The 16921-nt window shown below is 73.0% G+C and carries 16 protein-coding genes; 5 read left to right on the top strand and 11 right to left on the bottom strand.

Features of this window, described 5'->3' with window-relative positions; genetic code table 11:
* Positions 1-2445: a DUF4132 domain-containing protein gene (locus AB0B39_RS24155; RefSeq protein WP_357575457.1), complete on the top strand. Its 2445-nt coding sequence runs from the start codon at positions 1-3 to the stop codon at positions 2443-2445.
* Between the two features lie 52 nt (positions 2446-2497).
* On the opposite strand, the gene AB0B39_RS24150 is transcribed toward AB0B39_RS24155, so the two are convergent.
* Positions 2498-2710 (bottom strand): hypothetical protein, encoded by a 213-nt coding sequence (locus AB0B39_RS24150; RefSeq protein WP_357575456.1) that lies wholly within the window; start codon positions 2708-2710, stop codon positions 2498-2500.
* A gap of 223 nt (positions 2711-2933) precedes the next feature.
* Here AB0B39_RS24150 and AB0B39_RS24145 point away from each other — a divergent pair, with 223 nt between their 5' ends.
* On the top strand, positions 2934-3164 hold the full coding sequence (locus tag AB0B39_RS24145) for a winged helix-turn-helix domain-containing protein (RefSeq protein ID WP_357490616.1): 231 nt from the start codon (positions 2934-2936) through the stop codon (positions 3162-3164).
* 17 nt (positions 3165-3181) lie between these two features.
* Here AB0B39_RS24145 and AB0B39_RS24140 read toward each other — a convergent pair whose 3' ends face one another.
* From AB0B39_RS24140 to AB0B39_RS24110, 7 genes are all read right to left on the bottom strand, one after another.
* Positions 3182-4165 carry a zinc-dependent alcohol dehydrogenase family protein gene (locus tag AB0B39_RS24140; protein WP_357575455.1) on the bottom strand — a complete coding sequence of 328 codons (984 nt, stop codon included), beginning with the start codon at positions 4163-4165 and terminating at the stop codon, positions 3182-3184.
* 122 nt (positions 4166-4287) lie between these two features.
* Positions 4288-4902, bottom strand: coding sequence for an LUD domain-containing protein (locus AB0B39_RS24135; RefSeq protein ID WP_357490292.1), 615 nt, complete (start codon positions 4900-4902; stop codon positions 4288-4290).
* Entirely contained in the window at positions 4884-6320 is a 1437-nt protein-coding gene (locus AB0B39_RS24130; RefSeq protein WP_357490614.1) for a LutB/LldF family L-lactate oxidation iron-sulfur protein, read from the bottom strand. The genes AB0B39_RS24135 and AB0B39_RS24130 overlap by 19 nt, the downstream gene beginning before the upstream one ends.
* A gap of 20 nt (positions 6321-6340) precedes the next feature.
* Positions 6341-7108 (bottom strand): (Fe-S)-binding protein, encoded by a 768-nt coding sequence (locus AB0B39_RS24125; protein ID WP_234581917.1) that lies wholly within the window; start codon positions 7106-7108, stop codon positions 6341-6343.
* A gap of 19 nt (positions 7109-7127) precedes the next feature.
* The gene (locus AB0B39_RS24120) at positions 7128-7877 is read right to left on the bottom strand and encodes an SDR family oxidoreductase (protein ID WP_234581918.1); all 750 of its coding nucleotides are present in this window, start codon (positions 7875-7877) and stop codon (positions 7128-7130) included.
* Positions 7874-8725, bottom strand: a complete 852-nt coding sequence (locus AB0B39_RS24115) for a fumarylacetoacetate hydrolase family protein (protein ID WP_357575454.1) — start codon at positions 8723-8725, stop codon at positions 7874-7876. Before AB0B39_RS24115 ends, AB0B39_RS24120 begins: the two co-directional genes overlap by 4 nt.
* 97 nt (positions 8726-8822) lie before the next feature.
* The gene (locus tag AB0B39_RS24110) at positions 8823-9641 is read right to left on the bottom strand and encodes a helix-turn-helix transcriptional regulator (protein WP_357575453.1); all 819 of its coding nucleotides are present in this window, start codon (positions 9639-9641) and stop codon (positions 8823-8825) included.
* 131 nt (positions 9642-9772) lie between these two features.
* On the opposite strand from AB0B39_RS24110, the gene AB0B39_RS24105 reads away from it, so the two are divergent.
* Positions 9773-10141, top strand: coding sequence for a nuclear transport factor 2 family protein (locus AB0B39_RS24105; RefSeq protein WP_234581920.1), 369 nt, complete (start codon positions 9773-9775; stop codon positions 10139-10141).
* A gap of 20 nt (positions 10142-10161) precedes the next feature.
* On the opposite strand, the gene AB0B39_RS24100 is transcribed toward AB0B39_RS24105, so the two are convergent.
* Positions 10162-11046 carry an MHYT domain-containing protein gene (locus tag AB0B39_RS24100; protein ID WP_357575452.1) on the bottom strand — a complete coding sequence of 295 codons (885 nt, stop codon included), beginning with the start codon at positions 11044-11046 and terminating at the stop codon, positions 10162-10164.
* Between the two features lie 165 nt (positions 11047-11211).
* A complete protein-coding gene (locus AB0B39_RS24095; RefSeq protein ID WP_357575451.1) occupies positions 11212-14013 on the bottom strand; it encodes a DEAD/DEAH box helicase in 2802 nt (933 codons plus the stop codon).
* A gap of 86 nt (positions 14014-14099) precedes the next feature.
* Between AB0B39_RS24095 and AB0B39_RS24090 the strand changes: the two genes are divergently transcribed.
* Both AB0B39_RS24090 and AB0B39_RS24085 read left to right on the top strand, forming a co-directional pair.
* Complete coding sequence (locus tag AB0B39_RS24090) at positions 14100-14870, top strand: HAD-IA family hydrolase (protein WP_357490281.1); 771 nt, start codon at positions 14100-14102, stop codon at positions 14868-14870.
* 195 nt (positions 14871-15065) lie between these two features.
* Complete coding sequence (locus tag AB0B39_RS24085) at positions 15066-15977, top strand: EamA family transporter (RefSeq protein WP_357575450.1); 912 nt, start codon at positions 15066-15068, stop codon at positions 15975-15977.
* Here the strand turns inward: AB0B39_RS24085 and AB0B39_RS24080 are convergent.
* Positions 15940-16824 carry a diacylglycerol kinase family protein gene (locus AB0B39_RS24080; RefSeq protein ID WP_357575501.1) on the bottom strand — a complete coding sequence of 295 codons (885 nt, stop codon included), beginning with the start codon at positions 16822-16824 and terminating at the stop codon, positions 15940-15942. The genes AB0B39_RS24085 and AB0B39_RS24080 overlap by 38 nt on opposite strands.
* Positions 16825-16921 lie beyond the last annotated feature (97 nt).

The raw sequence follows: 16921 nt of genomic DNA, 5'->3' as shown, positions 1-16921 counted from the left end.
ATGGGCGACTGGACGGCACTCCTGCCGCGCCTGAGCGACGCGGACCGGCGACAGGTGGAGACCGGTGTTCCCGAGGCCGACGAACGGATCCGGGCGGTGCTGCGGATCGCCAGCACGTACTTCTGGGGTTCCTCGGTGACAAGCGTGCCGGAGTGGGCCGCGGTCGAGTCGTGGCCGGCCGAGGAGCGTCGCCGTGCCGCCCTGGCCATGCACCGGGAGTCGGCGAACGGCTCGATCCCCACCGCGCTGAACGACGTGGTACGCAGCCTCGCCACCGAGGATGTCCCGTTCACGCGGGCGGACCTGGTGTGGTGCCTGGAGATCGTCGCCGACGGTGACGGCTTCGACAACGGCGCCCACCTGGAGCTGCCCGCCCTGATCGCGCCGCGCCTGACGGCCGCCGAGCTGGCCGACCTGGTGCCGGCGTTGTCTGCCCTGGTCAGTGAGCTGGTCGACGACTACTTCATCGCGGCGAAGACCCGCCGACGCGCCGTGACGCTGCTCGGCCGGGCCATCGACCGCACCACCGGCAGCCGCCTGCCGTCGTCGCTGCTGCACGACGGGGACGCCTTCGGGCCCGCCGTACGCGCCGACCTGGGGGCCGCCCTTACCGCGCCCGGGGTGCCGGAGGTGCTCATGCACTGCGCCGCGCTGGACAAACCGGCGGCGACCGCGAAGTGGCTGCGCCGCCTCGACGAACTGCTCGCGGCCGCGCCCGGCAGCCGGCAGGTGCTCCGCCGGCTTCTCGACGCGTTCACCGCCCACGGGCGGACCGTCCACGACGACGCGGACCGCCTCCTGCGCGGCCTCGTCTGGGCGTTGTCGCGGGAGCCCGACGAGGGGGCGACGGACCTGCTGGCCCGAGCCACCGCCTGCGCGGCGGCAGCGCCCCGCGAGGCCGCCGGATTCCCGCACGCCCCGCGCACGGCGATCGCGGCGGTACGCCTGCTGGCCGACCGCGACGGCGACGTGCCGCTGCGCACGCTGGCCCGGTTGGCGATGACGGTCCGCAACAAGGCCGTGCGCAGCCGGGTCCAGGCCGCGCTGACCCAGCTCGGCGCTCGGCGCGGGTGGTCGCTCAGCGAGGTCATGGAGTTGGCCGTCGACGACCACGGGCTCGGGCCGGACGGGTGCCTGCACACACCTGTCGGCCCGTACGAGGCGACCGTCGAGATCGTGGGCGAGCGGGCACGCCTGGTCTTCGCCCGCGACGGCGTCACCCTCAAGGGCGTCCCGGCTCAGGTGAAGCAGTCCCATGGGGACGATCTCGCCCGGTTGCGGGCTGTGGTCAAGCAGGTCGGCGCGACGCTTGTCAGCGAGCGCCAGCGGGTCGAGGGACTGCTGTCGGAGGAGCGCACCTGGTCGTACCCGGACTGGTCGTCGCGCTTCCTCGACCACCCGGTCACGGCGATCTACGGGCGGCGGCTGCTGTGGGAGACCAGCACCGACGGCCAGCGCTGGACGGCCGGCCTGCCCCGACGGGACGGCGACGGCTGGACGATCGTCGACCGGGACGGCCGGGCCCTCGCGCCCGGGTCGGTCCGGTTGTGGCATCCCGTCCGCGCGAGCACCGCCGACGTGTTGGCCTGGCGCGGCCACCTGGTCTCCACCGGTCTGACGCAGCCGTTCAAGCAGGTCTTCCGGGAGGTCTACCCGCGCACGCCGGCCGAGGAGAAGACACACACCTACTCCAACCGGTTCGCCGGGCACATCCTGCGCTACCGGCAGGCCAACGCCCTGCTGCGCGCCCGTGGCTGGCAGGCCGGCTACCTCGGGACCTGGGACGGCGGGTACGACAGCGAAGCCACCAAAATCTTCGGCGGTGGCGCGTGGCGGGCGTCCTTTCACCACGCGCTCGTCGATAACCCGGATCCACACCACTACGACGTCGAGTACTGCTCGACCGACCAGGTGCGCTTCGCCCGGCTCGACGGGACGACGTGGGTCCCCGCACCTGTCATCGACGTGCCACCGCTGGTGTTCAGCGAAGCCATGCGCGACGTCGACCTGTTCGTCGGCGTCACCTCGATCGCCACCGACCCGCAGTGGGCCGATCGCGGCGAGGACCGGTTCTCCGCCTACTGGCAGCGCACGGCAGTGGCGGAGCTGACCCCGTCGGCGCAGGTACGCCGGGACGCGCTCGCGCGGCTGCTGCCCCGGATGGCCATCGCCGACCGGGTGGACCTCACGGACCGGTATCTGCGGGTGCGCGGCAACCTGGGCGCGTACCGGATCCACCTCGGGTCGGGCAACGTCATGATGGAGCCCGACGACTCGTACCTGTGCATCGTCGCCGCGCGCGCACAGACCGGTCGGCTGCACCTGCCGTTCGACGACGACCCCATGCTCTCCACGATCCTGTCCAAGGCGATCATGCTCGCCGCCGACGACCGGATCACCGACCCCACCGTGCTGAGCCAACTGGGGAGTGTCGCGGGCCGATGACGGTTGGCGTCGCCATCCGCATCTAAATGGACAACAACCGCTGACAACGACGTCAGCGCTTCTGAAACATCAAGGCTGCCATCTCTGCTGTCAGTGCGATCGCCCAATCAAGCTGCGGGCAGTCTTTGCGACCTTTGCACTCCAGGCAACCACCCACCCGCCATGGCCGACCGATTGCGCGAGTCCAGTGCGCGTCGAGCACCCGCTTCGCCATGAACAGCTCGGTCGCCTTGGACACCGGTTCGTCGATCGGCACGGTCAGCACCTTCCCAACGATGATGAGGTCCCACCTGAGGGCGTCGTGCTCCCTCAGGTGGGCAGGCGGCCGGGACCCAGGAGTTTGCCGAAACCAGGGAACCCAACCGCGAATCAACCTATTCCTACCTGTAGGAGCAGGTCAAGTCTTGATGCTCATGAAACTTGTTGGAACAGGTCCTCCCGTGATCGAATTGAAGCGCCGAAACCAGGGGACCTACGGAGATCGAGTCATGCCGACCGAGAGAGTGGACTACCGGCGCATAGCCAACGACATCGCCGGGAAGATCAAGTCCGGAGAGCTTGCGCCGGGCGAGAAGCTACCGTCCACGCGGGAGCTGGCCGAACAGCACGCCGTGCACATCTCCACTATCAACCGGGTCATGACCATCCTCAAGGACCGCGGGTTGGTCGAGGGGCATCCCGGTAAAGGTGTCTACGTCGCTGAAGCTGGGCAACCCTAATAGCAGGCTCGGTGAGCTCAGGGCACGTCGATGACGATCTTGCCCGTGCTGGTGCCGGCCTCCACGACGGCGTGGGCGTCCGCGACGGTGTCCAGCGTGAACCGTCGGGGATCGACCAGCGGGCGCAGCGCTCCCGCGTCGGCAAGCGCGCTGGCCTCGCGCAGGATCTCGCCGTGCGCGTCACGCCCCTGACCGGTCAGCAGCGGCAGCAGGGTGAACACTCCGGAGTAGCTGGCGCCCCGGAACGACAGCGGCGCCAGGCTATGCGTACCCCAACCGAGGGCGCTCACGACGCGGCCGGTGTAGGTGCGCACGGCGGTGAAGGACCTGTCCAGGGTGGCGCCGCCGACGGTGTCGAAGACGACGTCGAAGCCGTCGCCGCCGGTGTGCGCGGCCACGTAGTCCTCGACCTCGGTGGCGTTGTAGTCGATCGGCGTCGCGCCGAGCCGCGCGATGGTCTCCAGGTTCCGGGCTGAACCGGTGGCGAAGACCTCCGCGCCGCGGGCGCGGGCGATCTGGATCGCGACCTGCCCGACACCGCCGGCCCCACCGTGCACCAGGACCCGCTGACCCGCCCCCACCTGCGCCCGGTGCACCAGCGCCTCCCAACTGGTGACGACGGCCAGCGGCAGAGCCGCCGCCTCGCGCAGGCTCAACGACTCCGCCGTCCGGGCCAGCAGCCGGGCGTCGACCGCCGCGTACTCGGCGAGCGATCCCTGGACATCACCGACCCCGCCGGTGAGCCCGTACACCTCGTCACCCGGGGCGAAGCCGACGACACCGGGCCCGACCTCCGCCACCACTCCCGCCAGGTCCAGACCGAGAACGACCGGCGGATGGTTCCGGGCGTGCGGGGCCTTCCCCTGGCGGATCTTCGTGTCCAACGGGTTGACGCCACTGGCCGCGACTCGGACGAGCACCTGCCCCGCGCCAGGGACCGGCGTGTCGACCTCCTGGACGACCAGCGGGCCGCCGAATTCGCTGAGCACTACCGCGCGCATGGCGCTACCTCACCTCTTTGTGCGTGATGCCTGTAACGATGCCCGCACGGGAGCGCCGACGAGGCGGCATCAGGAAAAGCCGTGCCGTTTGGAGGCGCGTCGAAGGGCGCCTCGCGGCGTGGTCAGGGCAGCAGGACGACGTGCAGGTGGCGGGGGCCGTGCACCCCTTCGACGCGGATCAACTCGATGTCGCTGGTGGCCGACGGGCCACTGATCCAGGTCAGCGGGCGGTGCGGCGTCAGCCGCGCCAGGGCCTCGGGCACGGTGGCCACCACCTGCTCGGCGCGGACCACGCACACGTGCCGGTCCGGCAGGAGGCTCAGCACCCGCCGGCCCTGATCGGGCGAGCCGTCCAGGACGATCGTTCCGGTCTGCGCGATGGCGACGGCGGCGGCGGTGACGACGGCGTCCGAGGCCCCGATCCGCCCGTGGTCGAGGCCGTCGTCGGTCAGCGTGGTCACCGTCGACGGCAGCCAGGCGGGCGGCAGACCCGGCGGTACGACGACGGTGGCCCCCGCCGGCAGGAGGTCGGCGATCGTGGCGGCGACGGCCGCCTCGGTGGCCCGGTGCACGTGCGCCCGGTAGTCGGTCAGCCGCTGCGCCAACTGGTCCACATCGACGGTGTCGGCCTGGACGTAGTCGCGGGACACCGGTGCCGGCGCGGGGCCGCCGGTGGCGAGCGCGGCCCGCAGCCGGCCGAGGACGAGGTCCCGGGAGGTCACCGCCCGGCCCACCATTCGCGGAACGTCTGCGCCGGCGGCTCGGGCAGGTCCCGGCTGGCGGTCCAGCCGTTCAGCGGTGGGGGCAGCCCGCGGCCACGCCGACCGGCGAGCCGGCTCAGCCGCGCGGCGCGCTGCCCGGCCGCGTACAGCCGGGGTCGGTCCATCGTGTACGCGGCGGCGGCCATCGCGATCGACTCGGCGGTGGGCCGCGGTCGCGACTCGACGGCCTCGGCACGCAGGTGCACCAGCAGCTCCGGGATGTTGATTTTGACGGGGCACGCGTCGTAACAGGCGCCGCAGAGCGTCGACGCGTACGGCAGGGAGGCGTTGTCCTCGATGCCGGTGAGCTGGGGTGACAACACCGCCCCGATGGGCCCCGGGTACACCGACCCGTAGGCGTGGCCGCCGGCGCGCTCGTAGACCGGGCACACGTTGAGGCACGCCGAGCAGCGGATACACCGCAGCGCCTGCCGGCCGACCTCGTCGGCGAGCACCGCGCTGCGCCCGTTGTCGAGCAGGACCAGGTGGAACGCCTGCGGTCCGTCGCCCGGGGTCACGCCCGTCCACATCGAGGTGTACGGGTTCATCCGCTCCCCCGTCGACGCCCGCGGCAGCAGCTGGAGGAAGACCTCCAGGTCCCGCCAGGTCGGCACCACCTTCTCCACGCCCATCACGGTGATGAGGGTGTCCGGCACGGTCAGGCACATCCGCCCGTTGCCCTCGGACTCGACCACGGCCAGGGTGCCCGTCTCGGCGACGGCGAAGTTCGCGCCGGACACCGCCACCGGCGTACTCAGGAAGGTCTCGCGCAGGAACCGGCGCGCGGCGGCCGCGAGGGCCGTCGGGTCGTCGGTGAGCGCCGGGTCGACGCCGGGCATCTCGCGCAGGAAGATCTCCCGGATCTCGGCCCGGTTGCGGTGGATCGCGGGCACCAGGATGTGGCTCGGCCGGTCGTCGCCGAGCTGCACGATCAGCTCCGCCAGGTCCGTCTCCACGGGGGTGATCCCGGCCCCTTCGAGGGCCTCGTTGAGGCCGATCTCCTGGGTCGCCATGGATTTGACCTTGATGACCCGGTCCGCGCCGGCCGCGCGGACGAGGTCGGTGACGATGCGGTTGGCCTCGATGGCGTCCGCCGCCCAGTGCACCACGCCGCCGGCCCCGGTGACCTTCTCCTCGAGCTGTTCCAGCAGGTCGGGCAGGCGGTGCAGGGTGTCGGCCTTGATCGCCGCGCCCGCCGCGCGCAACTGCTCCCAGTCCGCCTGCTCGTCGATCACGCCCGCGGACTTGGCCCGGATCGTCGTCGTGGCGTGGCGCAGGTTGCGCCGCAGTTGCGGGTCGGCAAGGCTCCGCCGCGCGGCGTCCGGGAACGACTCGTCGCCGCGCAGGTGCCCCACGCCGGCCGGCGCGGTCACCGGTGGCGCGGTCGCCGGCATGCCGAGGTACGTCCGGCGGGTCACGACCGGACCGCCGATCGGGCACTGGGCGTGCCGCTCTGCTCGGTCGAGGCCAGGATCTCGGCGAGGTGCACGGTGCGCACCCCGGTCCGCAGCCGCGACAGACCGCCGCCGATGTGCATGAGACACGAGACGTCCCCGGCGGCGCACACGTCGGCGCCGGTGGCGAGCACGTGGCGCATCTTGTCCGCAAGCATCGCCGTGGACGTCTCCGGGTTCTTCACGGCGAACGTGCCGCCGAACCCGCAGCACTGCTCCGCCGCCGGCAACTCCACCAGGTCGAGCCCGCGCACCGCGCGCAGCAACTGTCGCGGCCGGTCGCCCACCCGCAGCATCCGCAGGGAGTGGCAGGTCGGATGGTAGGTGACCCGGTGCGGGTAGTACGCGCCCACGTCGGTCACCCCGAGCACGTCGACGAGCAGCTCCGACAGCTCGTACGTCCGCCCGGCCACCGACTCGGCCCGACTGGCCAGCCGTACGTCGCCGGCCCGCCGGGCCACCATCGCGTGCTGGTGCCGCACCGACCCGACGCAGGAGCCCGACGGCGCGACGATCACGTCGTACGGGTCGAAGACCCGCACGTGCCGGCGTACCAGGGGAACGGCCTCGCGCGGGTAGCCGGTGTTCACGTGCATCTGCCCGCAGCAGGTCTGCTCGGTCGGGAAGACCACGTCGTGGCCGAGCCGCTCCAGCAGACGCACCGTCGCGGTGGCCGCCTGCGGGAACATGGTGTCGGCCAGGCAGGTCACGAACAGCGCGATCCGCACGGCACACCCCCGCCCATCGTCACGGCCGGACCCGCAGATGGGTGACCCCACCGTCGACGTCCAACACCGTACCCGTGGTCGACGCCGACAGCGGCGACGCGAGGTAGACGATCGCGTTCGCGACCTCCGCCGGCGTCACCAGTCGTCCGATGGGCTGGCGGGCCTGCAGCGCCACGCGCTCGGCGGCCGGGTCGTCCGCCTGCGCCAGCAGCCGTCCCACCCAGGGCGTGTCGGCGGTACCGGGGCAGACGCAGTTGAACCGGATGCCCTCGCGGACGTGGTCGGTGGCCATGGCGAGGGTCAGCGACAGCACGGCGCCCTTGCTGGCCGAGTAGAGCGCCCGGCCGGGCAGGCCGTTGAGCGCGGCGATGGACGAGAGATTGACTACCGACGCGTGCTCCGAGCGGCGCAGCCAGGGCAGGGCCGCGCTGACGACGCGCGCCATCCCCACCACGTTGACGTCGAGAACGCGGTGCCACTCGTCGTCGGTCTGGTCGGCGACGGTCCCGGTCGCGCCGATCCCGGCGTTGTTGACCACCACGTCGATGCCGCCGAGCGCGTCGGCCGCCGCGGCTACCGCCTGCTGCACCGACGGTCGGCTCGACACGTCGGCGGCGATGCCGACGATGCCCTCCGGCAGGCCGCTCGGGTCGAGGTCGAGGACGGCCACCCGGGCGCCCCGCTCGCGCAGCTCCACGGCGGTGGCGCGGCCGATGCCGGAGGAGCCGCCCGTGACCAGCGCCGCCAGCCCGGCGAACTCCGCGCTCATGCCGCCACCAACGTCTGGCGTGCCCGCCCCAGGCCGGCGACCTCCAGCTCCACCACGTCGCCGGCGCGCAGGTACGGGTGATCCGGGAGACCCAGCGCCACCCCGGCGGGCGTACCGGTGTTGATGACGTCGCCGGGGTACAGGACCATGAACTGGCTGAGATACCAGACGACGTGCGCCACGGGGAAGATCATGTCCTTCGTGGACCCGTCCTGGCGGAGAACCCCGTTGACCCACAACCGCAGCGCCAGCGACTGCGGGTCGTCGATCTCGTCGGCCGGCACCAGGCTCGGCCCCAGCGGGTTGAAGGTCTCGCAGCTCTTGCCCTTGTCCCACTGGCCCCCGCGCTCCAACTGGAACGCGCGCTCGGAGACGTCGTGCGACACCGCGTACCCCGCGATGTGCCGCATGGCCTCCTGCGGAGAGTCGGCGTAGCGGATGGTCGAGCCGACGACGACCGCGAGTTCGACCTCCCAGTCGGTCTTCGTCGAGCCGCGCGGAACGAGAACGTCGTCGTACGGTCCGACGATGGTCATCGGGTCCTTCATGAAGACCACCGGCTCGGCCGGCAGCGCCGCACCCGTCTCCGCCGCGTGATCGCGGTAGTTGAGTCCGATGCAGACGACCTTGTGGGGTCGGGCGACCGGAGCTCCCACCCGCAGGCTGTCCGCGTCGGGCAGCTCGGCCAGCTCGCCACTGTCGAGCGCCACCCGCGTCCGCGCGATCCCGTCCGACGCCCAGAACGCCCCGTCCAGGTCGGCGGTGAGCGGCCGCAGGTCGAAGGGCGTACCGTCGCGCGTGACGACAGGGATCTCCTGGCCGCTCGGGCCGAGGCGCTGGAAGTTCATCTCACTCTCCTTCGTGTCCGGACGGACCGGCGGGTGGCGGACACCCCCGCATTCAACACCGCCACTCCCCGCGGCCGGCACGGCGGGATCACCTCGGTCAGCTCCGTGGGACGTCGCCGCCGCCCCGTACGCCCAGGGCACGCAGCGTCGCCGCGTCGGCGGGGAAGAACGACTCGACGGCCAGCCCGGCGACCGTGACATCCAGCGGGGTGCCGAACACGGTGGTGGTGCTGAGGAAGGACAGGTCCCGGCCGTGGTGGCGGTACCGGAGCCCGACCGCGACCCGCGAGACCGGGTCGTCCATGGCCAAAGGACGGCAGTTGTCGCCGGGATAGCCGCGCAGCTCCTCGTGCAGGTCGTGCAGAGCCGCGTCGCCGGTGGCGACGGCCGTCTGGCGCAGCCGGGTGAGCAGGTGCGTCCGCCACTCGGGCAGGTTGCCGATCCGCGGGGCCATCCCGTCGGGGTGCAGGCTGAGCCGCAGGACGTTGACCGGAGGGACGAGCAGGTGCGGCGCCGCGCCCTCGGTGAACAACGCCACGGCGGAGTTGGCCTCCACGAGCTGCCAGTGCCTGTCGATGAGCACCGCCGGATACGGGCCGTGGCCGTCGAGGATCCGCCGTACGGCGGCGCGCACCGGCGCCAGCTCCGGGTCGTCCAGCTCGTGACGGGGGTAGGCGGGCGCGTACCCGCCGGCGAGCAGGATGGTGTTGCGGTCCGCCAGCGGTACGTCGAGCTGCTCGGCCAGCCGCAGGATCAGCTCGGGGCTCGGCCGGGACCGTCCGGTCTCCACGAAGCTCAGATGTCGAGCCGAGATCCCCGTCTCGATCGACAGGTCCAGTTGGCTCATCCGGCGGCTCCGGCGCCAGTCGCGCAGCAGCTCTCCGACCCGTCGTACCGGCCTGGTCGTCGTCGTCACGCGACCGACCCTAGTGAGCGCGCCGGTGCGCGGACCATTACCTCCGACGTAATCGACAGCGCCCCGGGCCGGCCGCAACCATCTGTCCCGAGAGCGGCGCCCACCGCCGCCCGACGATGAGGAGAGAAGTCATGGGTACGAGCTTCGACGCGCTGGCCGAGCGGTACATCGCGATCTGGAACGAGACCGACCCGGCCCGCCGCCGCACCGAGATCGCCGACGTCTGGGCCCCCGACGCCCGCTACGTCGACCCGCTCACCGTCGCCGAGGGCCGGGACGCGATCGACGCGACGATCGCGGCCGTGCAGGGCCAGTTTCCCGGCATGACGTTCCGGCTGGCCGGCCCGGTCGACGGCCACCACGACCAGCTCCGGTTCACCTGGGAGCTGGGGCCCGACGGGGTCGAGGCGCCGGTCGTGGGCTTCGACGTCGCCGTGCTGGACGGCAACGGGCAGCTCCGCCAGGTGCTCGGCTTCCTGGACCGGGTCCCGGTGGCCTGAACGTCCCCGCGTGCCGGGTGTCAGCGCGGCGGGGTGTCCCGGCGCGACGGGAACGGGGTACCGGGCTGCCCGAGGGTGGAGCGGGCACGCAGCCCGACCGGGTCCGGAGCGGTCACCGGCACGGCCGGGGCCGGCTCCGGTACCCGGCGCGCGTCGAGGTACGCGGCGGCGGCCCGGTCGTCGTCGGTGGGCGCGGCGAGCAGGGCGTAGAGCAGCCCGACCACCCCGAAGATCACCGCCACGACGATCGGCACCAGCAGAGTGCTCACCCCGGTGCCGGTCACCCCGCCCGCGCGTTCGTGCAGGTGCACCGAGAGCGCGCTCATGCCGGTGAAGTGCATGCCGTTCACGGCGACGCCCATGACCAGCGCGGACGCGAAGATCGCCAGTCCGCGCCGGACGGTCATCGCGAGCCACAGCGCGACGGTCGCGGCGACGACGGCGATGATCACCGAGAGGATGACGCGGGTGCTGTCGTAGCCGAGGCTGCCGTTGAGGCGCATCGCCGCCATGCCCGTGTAGTGCATGGCGGCGACGCCGGCGCCGGTGAAGACACCACCGGCGATGAGGCGTACCGGATTCAGCCGACCGGTGCCGACGATGGCCAGGCCGATACCGACGGCCACCACCGCGATGACGGTGCTGGCGGCGGTGAGGGGCACGTCGTACCGGATGCGGGTGCCGTCGACGGCGAAGCCGAGCATGGCCATGAAGTGCATCGCCCAGATGGCGGTGCCGCCGAGCGCCCAGGCGGCCAGCAGGCCCCACCAGGCGCGCTGACCGGCGGTACGGGCGGTACGGATGCGACCGGCGCAGACGAGCCCGAGGATCGAGCCGAGCACGGACAGCGCGTAGCTCAGCGCGGGTGTGATCCACCCGTACTCAAAGTGATTGATGTCCGCCACGGCGGTTCTCTCCCCATTCGTTACCGGCGCGTAAGCACGGCGCTCGGGCAATGATCGGGGGTGCTCCGACCAGGCGCAACAGCGCCCCCCGGGCTGTTCGGGGGGTGCTGTCGCGGTGACCGTCCGATGCGTCGGTTCGAGAACGACGCTGACCGAAAATGATTATCAGGCAGAGGTGTGGTACGCCAGCACGCCCCGGTTGATGGCCGCTATCGCCTGCCGAGCGGTGGAGCGCAGCTCCGGCGAGGCGCCGCCGGAGTCGGCAAGTTGACCGAGCAGGTCGACCACCTGCCGCGCCCACCTGACGAAGTCGCCGGCGGGCATGTCCCCGTCGATCTCGTGCCCGCTGCCGAGCACCTTGGCCAGCGCCTCGCCCCGCGCCCACCGGTAGACCGGCCAGGCGAAGCCCAGATCCGGCTCCCGGGTCGCGGCCAGACCGCGCGCCGCCTCGTCGGCCTCGATCTCGCCCCACAGCTTCAGCGTCTCGTCGACGGCGTCGGCCACCGGGCCGCGCGGCAGCGACGCCCGCTCGTCGACGTCGCGACGCGCCTCGAAGACCACCACGGACACCGCGGCGGCCAGCTCGGCCGGGGAGAGCCCGTCCCACACCCGTCGGCGCAGGCACTCGGCGACCAGCAGATCCGCTTCCGTCCAGATCCGGCCGAGCATCCGACCGGCGTCGGTGACCGCGCCGTCGCGGGCGAGGTAACCACGGTCGGTCAGCAGCGCGACGATCCGGTCGAAGGTCCGCGCGAGGGACCCGGTGCGCCCGGACACCCGCTCGCGCAGCTCCTCGGTGTCCCGCTCCAGACGGCGACGCCGCTCCGCCCAGCGGGCGTGCTCCTCGCGCTCCGGGCAGGCGTGGCAGGAATGGTTACGCAGCTCGGTGCGGAGCTGGGTGAGCCGGTGGTCCTCGCCGGGCGTCTGCCGGGACCGGCCGCCGCGCCGGCCGCCGTGCCGGTCCAGGCCGGTGCCGCTGACCTCGGCGGCCAGATCCCGCCGGGCACCCGGCGAGCGGTGGTTGAAGTGCTTGGGCACCCGGATGCGGGCCAGCACCTCGGCGGGGGTGGTGAAGTCGCCGGGGCTGACCCGCCCCGCCCAGCGGTCCTGGGTGAGCACCAGCGGACGCGGTTCGCCGAACCCGCCGGTCGCCGGGTCCAGCACGACGGCCAGGCCGGCCCGCCGGCCGGACGGCACCCGGATGACGTCACCGATCCGCAGGCGCTCCAGCGACGCCACGGCGGCGGCCTTGCGCTGGGTCTGCCCCTGCCGGGCGATGGCCTTCTCCCGGTCGGCGATCGCCACCCGCAGCGCGAAGTACTCGTCGAAGTCGCCGTGGTGGCAGGCGGCCTCCGCGCCGTACGCCTCGATGGTCTCGGTGTTGCGCTGCACCTGCCGAGCCAGGCCGACCACCGACCGGTCCGCCTGGAACTGGGCGAACGAGGACTCCAGCAGCGCCCGGGCCGGCTCCGCGCCGACCGTGCCCACCAGGTTCACCGCCATGTTGTACGAGGGCCGGAAGCTGGAGCGCAGCGGATAGGTGCGGGTGGAGGCGAGCCCCGCCACGTGCCGCGGGTCGGTCTCCGGGGACCACACCACGACGGCGTGCCCCTCGACGTCGATGCCCCGTCGACCGGCGCGGCCGGTGAGCTGGGTGTACTCCCCCGGGGTCAGGTCGACGTGCGCCTCGCCGTTGTACTTGACCAGCCGTTCCAGGACCACGCAGCGGGCCGGCATGTTGATGCCCAGGGCGAGGGTCTCGGTGGCGAAGACCGCCTTGACCAGGCCCCGGACGAACAGCTCCTCGACGATCTCCTTGAACACCGGCAACATGCCGGCGTGGTGGGCCGCGAGGCCGCGCTCCAGGCCGTCGAGCCACTCCCAGTAGCCCAGCACCGTCAGGTCCTCGCCGGGAATGGCGGTGACCCGGGACTCGACCACCCGGCGGATCTCGGCGCGTTCGTCGGGCGAGGTGAGCCGCAGCCCGGCGGCGAGGCACTGCTGCACGGCGGCGGCGCAGCCGGCCCGGCTGAAGATGAACAGGATCGCCGGCAGCAGCCCCTCGCGGTCCAGCCGGTCGACGATGTCCGGGCGCATCGGCCCACGCCAGCGGGGGCCACGCCGGCCGGCGCCCGGCCCGGCGCTGCGCCCCTCCCCCAGCTCCAGCCGGCGCATCTGGTCCCGGGTGTAGCGCAGCAGCTCCGGGTGCACGTCGTGCTTGCGGGCGGCGTCGGCGTCGTGGAACAGGTCGAACATCCGCTTGCCGACCAGCATGTGCTGCCACAGCGGCACCGGCCGGTGCTCGCTGACCACCACCGCGGTCTCGCCGCGCACGGTGACCAGCCAGTCGGCGAACTCCTCGGCGTTGGACACGGTCGCCGACAGCGAGACCAGGGTGACCGAGGCGGGCAGGTGGATGATCACCTCTTCCCACACGCCCCCGCGGAACCGGTCGGCGAGGTAGTGCACCTCGTCCATCACCACGTACGCCAGTCCCTGCAGGGTGCTGGACCCCGCGTAGAGCATGTTGCGCAGCACCTCGGTGGTCATCACCACCACCGGCGCGTCGCCGTTGATCGCGTTGTCGCCGGTGAGCAGGCCGACCTGCTCGGCGCCGTACCGGGCGACCAGATCGTGGTACTTCTGGTTGGACAGCGCCTTGATCGGCGTGGTGTAGAAGCACTTGCGCCGGGTGGGTGGCGTGGCGGCGTCGTCGGCCGCCGCCGGGTCGTCGGGCCGCCCGCGCAGCGCCAGGTGTACGGCGAACTCGCCGACCACCGTCTTACCGGCACCGGTGGGGGCGCAGACCAGAACGCCGCTGCCCCGCTCCAACGACTGACACGCCTCACGCTGGAAGTCGTCGAGATCGAACCCCAGGTCGAGGGCGAACTCGTCCAGTGCCGGGAACTGCGCGGTCTGCGCGGCCCGGCGGCGTGCCGCTGCGTACCGCTCGGCGGGGCTCGACATGGCACCAAGATTAGTGCGTGCCGGGACACGACACCCGACAAGGCCGTGCGCGGGGGCCGTCGGCGGCGGTCGGTAGGGTGCACGGCGTGCCGGACCATGCCGAACCGCCCCAGACCAGTCCGCCGGGCAGTGTCGCGGACGCCAGCGCCCCCCGGGCGTCCCGACGGCCCGTCAAGGCGGTGCTCTTCGACTTCCACGGCACCCTGGCCCAGGTGGAGGAGCCCCGGCAGTGGGTCACCGAAGCCGCCGCCGCCTGCGGGGTCACCCTGGACCGGGTTCGCGCCACCTCGCTGGCCGACCGGCTGCTCACCGCCGGCCGCGCGGGCGGTCCCCTGCCGGCCCGGGTGCCGCCCCGGCTGGCCGAGCTGTGGGCCGACCGGGACCTCTACGCGCACGCGCACCGGGGGGCCTACACGGGGCTGGCCGAAACCGTGGACGCGGGCATCGAGGGTTTCGCCGACGCCCTCTACGAGCGGCTGCTCGTCGCCGAGGGCTGGCTGCCGTACCCGGACACCGCCCCCACGCTGGCCGCGCTGCGCGACGCCGGTGTGCGGGTCGCGGTGGTCAGCAACATCGGCTTCGACCTGCGACCGCACTTCGACGCCTGGGGGTTGACCGACCTCGTGGACGCGTTCGTGCTGTCGTACGAGGTGGGGCGCTGCAAGCCCGACCCGGCGATCTTCTGGCGGGCGTGCGGGATGCTCGGCGTCGACCCCGAGCAGACGCTGATGGTCGGCGACACTCCGGCGGACGCGGGCGCGGTCGCCGCCGGCTGCGCGGTGCTGGTGCTCCCGGCCGCCGACCCGGGTCGGGAGAACGGCCTCGGCGCGGTCCTGGACCTGGCCCTGCCAACCTGAATCCGGCCACGCCGCACCCCGAGGCCACACCGGTGATCGACTCCAGATCGCCGGGATGGCGCTGTCCGGGCGCTCAGATGCCCCCACATCGCCGTCCTGGAGACGATCGCACCGCCCGACCGGCCAGGTGATTCGGGTGGCGGGAGGTCGACACCGCGCGCGAAGCCCGGAAGCCGACCGCCTAGCGTCAGGGCCGTGACGGACACCCTGCTGCCCGCGTCGGCGCCGACCGACGCGCCACCCGAACGCCGCGGCGGCGTCCTCGCCGTGGGGCTGGTGCTCGGCGGGGCGCTGTCGGTGCAGTTCGGCTCCGCCCTGGCCGCGCTGCTCTTTCCGCGTACCGGGGTGGCCGGGGCGGTCACCCTGCGGCTGACGATCTCGGCCGTGCTGCTGCTCATCGTGTGCCGGCCCCGGCTGCGCGGGCACGACCGATCGGCCTGGCTCGCGGCCGGCGCGTTCGGGCTGGCCCTGGCCGGCATGAACTCGCTGTTCTACCAGGCCATCGAGCGGATCCCGCTCGGCCCGACGGTGACCCTGGAGGTGCTCGGCCCCCTCGCTCTGTCGGTCTTTACCGCCCGTCGGCTGGCGAGCTGGTGCTGGGCGGGGCTCGCGCTGGCCGGGGTGGCGCTGCTCGGGCAGGGCGGCTTCGACCGGCTCAACCCGGCGGGGGTCGCCTTCGCGTTCGGCGCGGGCGCCATGTGGGCGGCGTACATCGTGCTCAGCGCGCGGGTCGGCGACCGGTTCCCGGGCGCGGACGGGCTGGCCCTCGCGCTGACCCTCGCCGCGCTGGTCACCCTGCCCCTGGGAATCGTCGACGGCGGCGCGGCCCTGCTCGACCCGCAGGTGCTGGCGCTGGGCACCGCCCTCGCGGTCCTCGCGTCCGGACTGCCGTACACCCTGGAGCTGCTGGCGCTGCGCCGGATGCCCACCGCCACCTTCGCGGTGCTGATGAGCCTCGGCCCGGCCATTGCCACCCTCGCCGGATGGCTGGTGCTGCGGCAGGCGCTCACGCTCCTGGAATGCGCCGCCATCGTGCTGGTCATCGCCGCCAGCATCGGCGCGGTACGGGTCAGAGCAGCAGTCGCAGAGCCCCCGGCACGGCGGTGATCGTCACCGGCAGGCGCAGCGAGCGTTCCCCGTCGGCGTACGTGACGATGTCGTCGGCGGCCAACTCCACGGTGCGGGCCCGGTAGCTGCTCACCAGCGGGTGGCTCACGTGGGTGCCCTGGTAGATGCGCGGCTTGACCCGGATCAGGGTCCGCCGGTCGACGCGACCGGCCACCACCACGTCGAGCAGCCCGTCGGTCGGGTCGGCGTCGGGACAGATCCGCATCCCACCGCCGTACGTCGGGCAGTTGCCCACCGCCACCAGCACCGCGTCCAGCTCGTGCGGCACCCCGTCGAGGCGCAGCGTGTAGCGGCGCGGCCGGAGCCGGGCCAGCTCGACCACGATCGCCAGGTCGTACCGGCGGGGGCCGCGCGGCCAGCGCATCCGGTTGGCGCGCTCGTTGACGATCGCGTCGAAGCCCGCCGCGAGGACCGCCCCGTACCAGCGCTCGGCCCCGCCGACGCCGGTCATCCGCGCCAGGTCGACGACGCGGGTCCGACCGGCGCGCAGCGCCTCGTCGATCACCGCCACGGCGGCGACGGGATCGGCCGGGAAGCCGGTGTCGAGGGCGAAGTCGTTGCCGGTGCCGGCCGGCACCGGCCCGAACGGCACGTCGGTGCCGGCGACGGCCTGCATGGCCCGGTGCACGGTGCCGTCCCCGCCGATAGCGACAAGCGCGTCGACACCGTCGGCGACCGCGGTACGACACGCCGCCTCCGCCTCGTCCGGGTCGGACGCCGACAGCTTCCGGACCGGCCGGCCGGCGGCGGCCAGCCCGTCCAGCAGCCGGGGCAGCAGCGCCCGGTGCCGTCCCCGGCCGGCCGTCGGGTTGACGAGCACGGCCACCGGGCCACCCTCATCCCGGGCGCGCTCGACCGGGTCGCCGGCGGAAGGGGTGCGCTCGACCGGGCCGTCGGTGGGCGGGCCGGACAGGTGATCGTCT

Origin of the sequence: Micromonospora sp. NPDC049114 (genome assembly GCF_040648635.1) — a bacterium.
GTDB lineage: Bacteria > Actinomycetota > Actinomycetes > Mycobacteriales > Micromonosporaceae > Micromonospora.
Note: the sequence above shows the minus strand (reverse complement) of the source record. Positions and strands in the feature narration are given on the sequence as shown.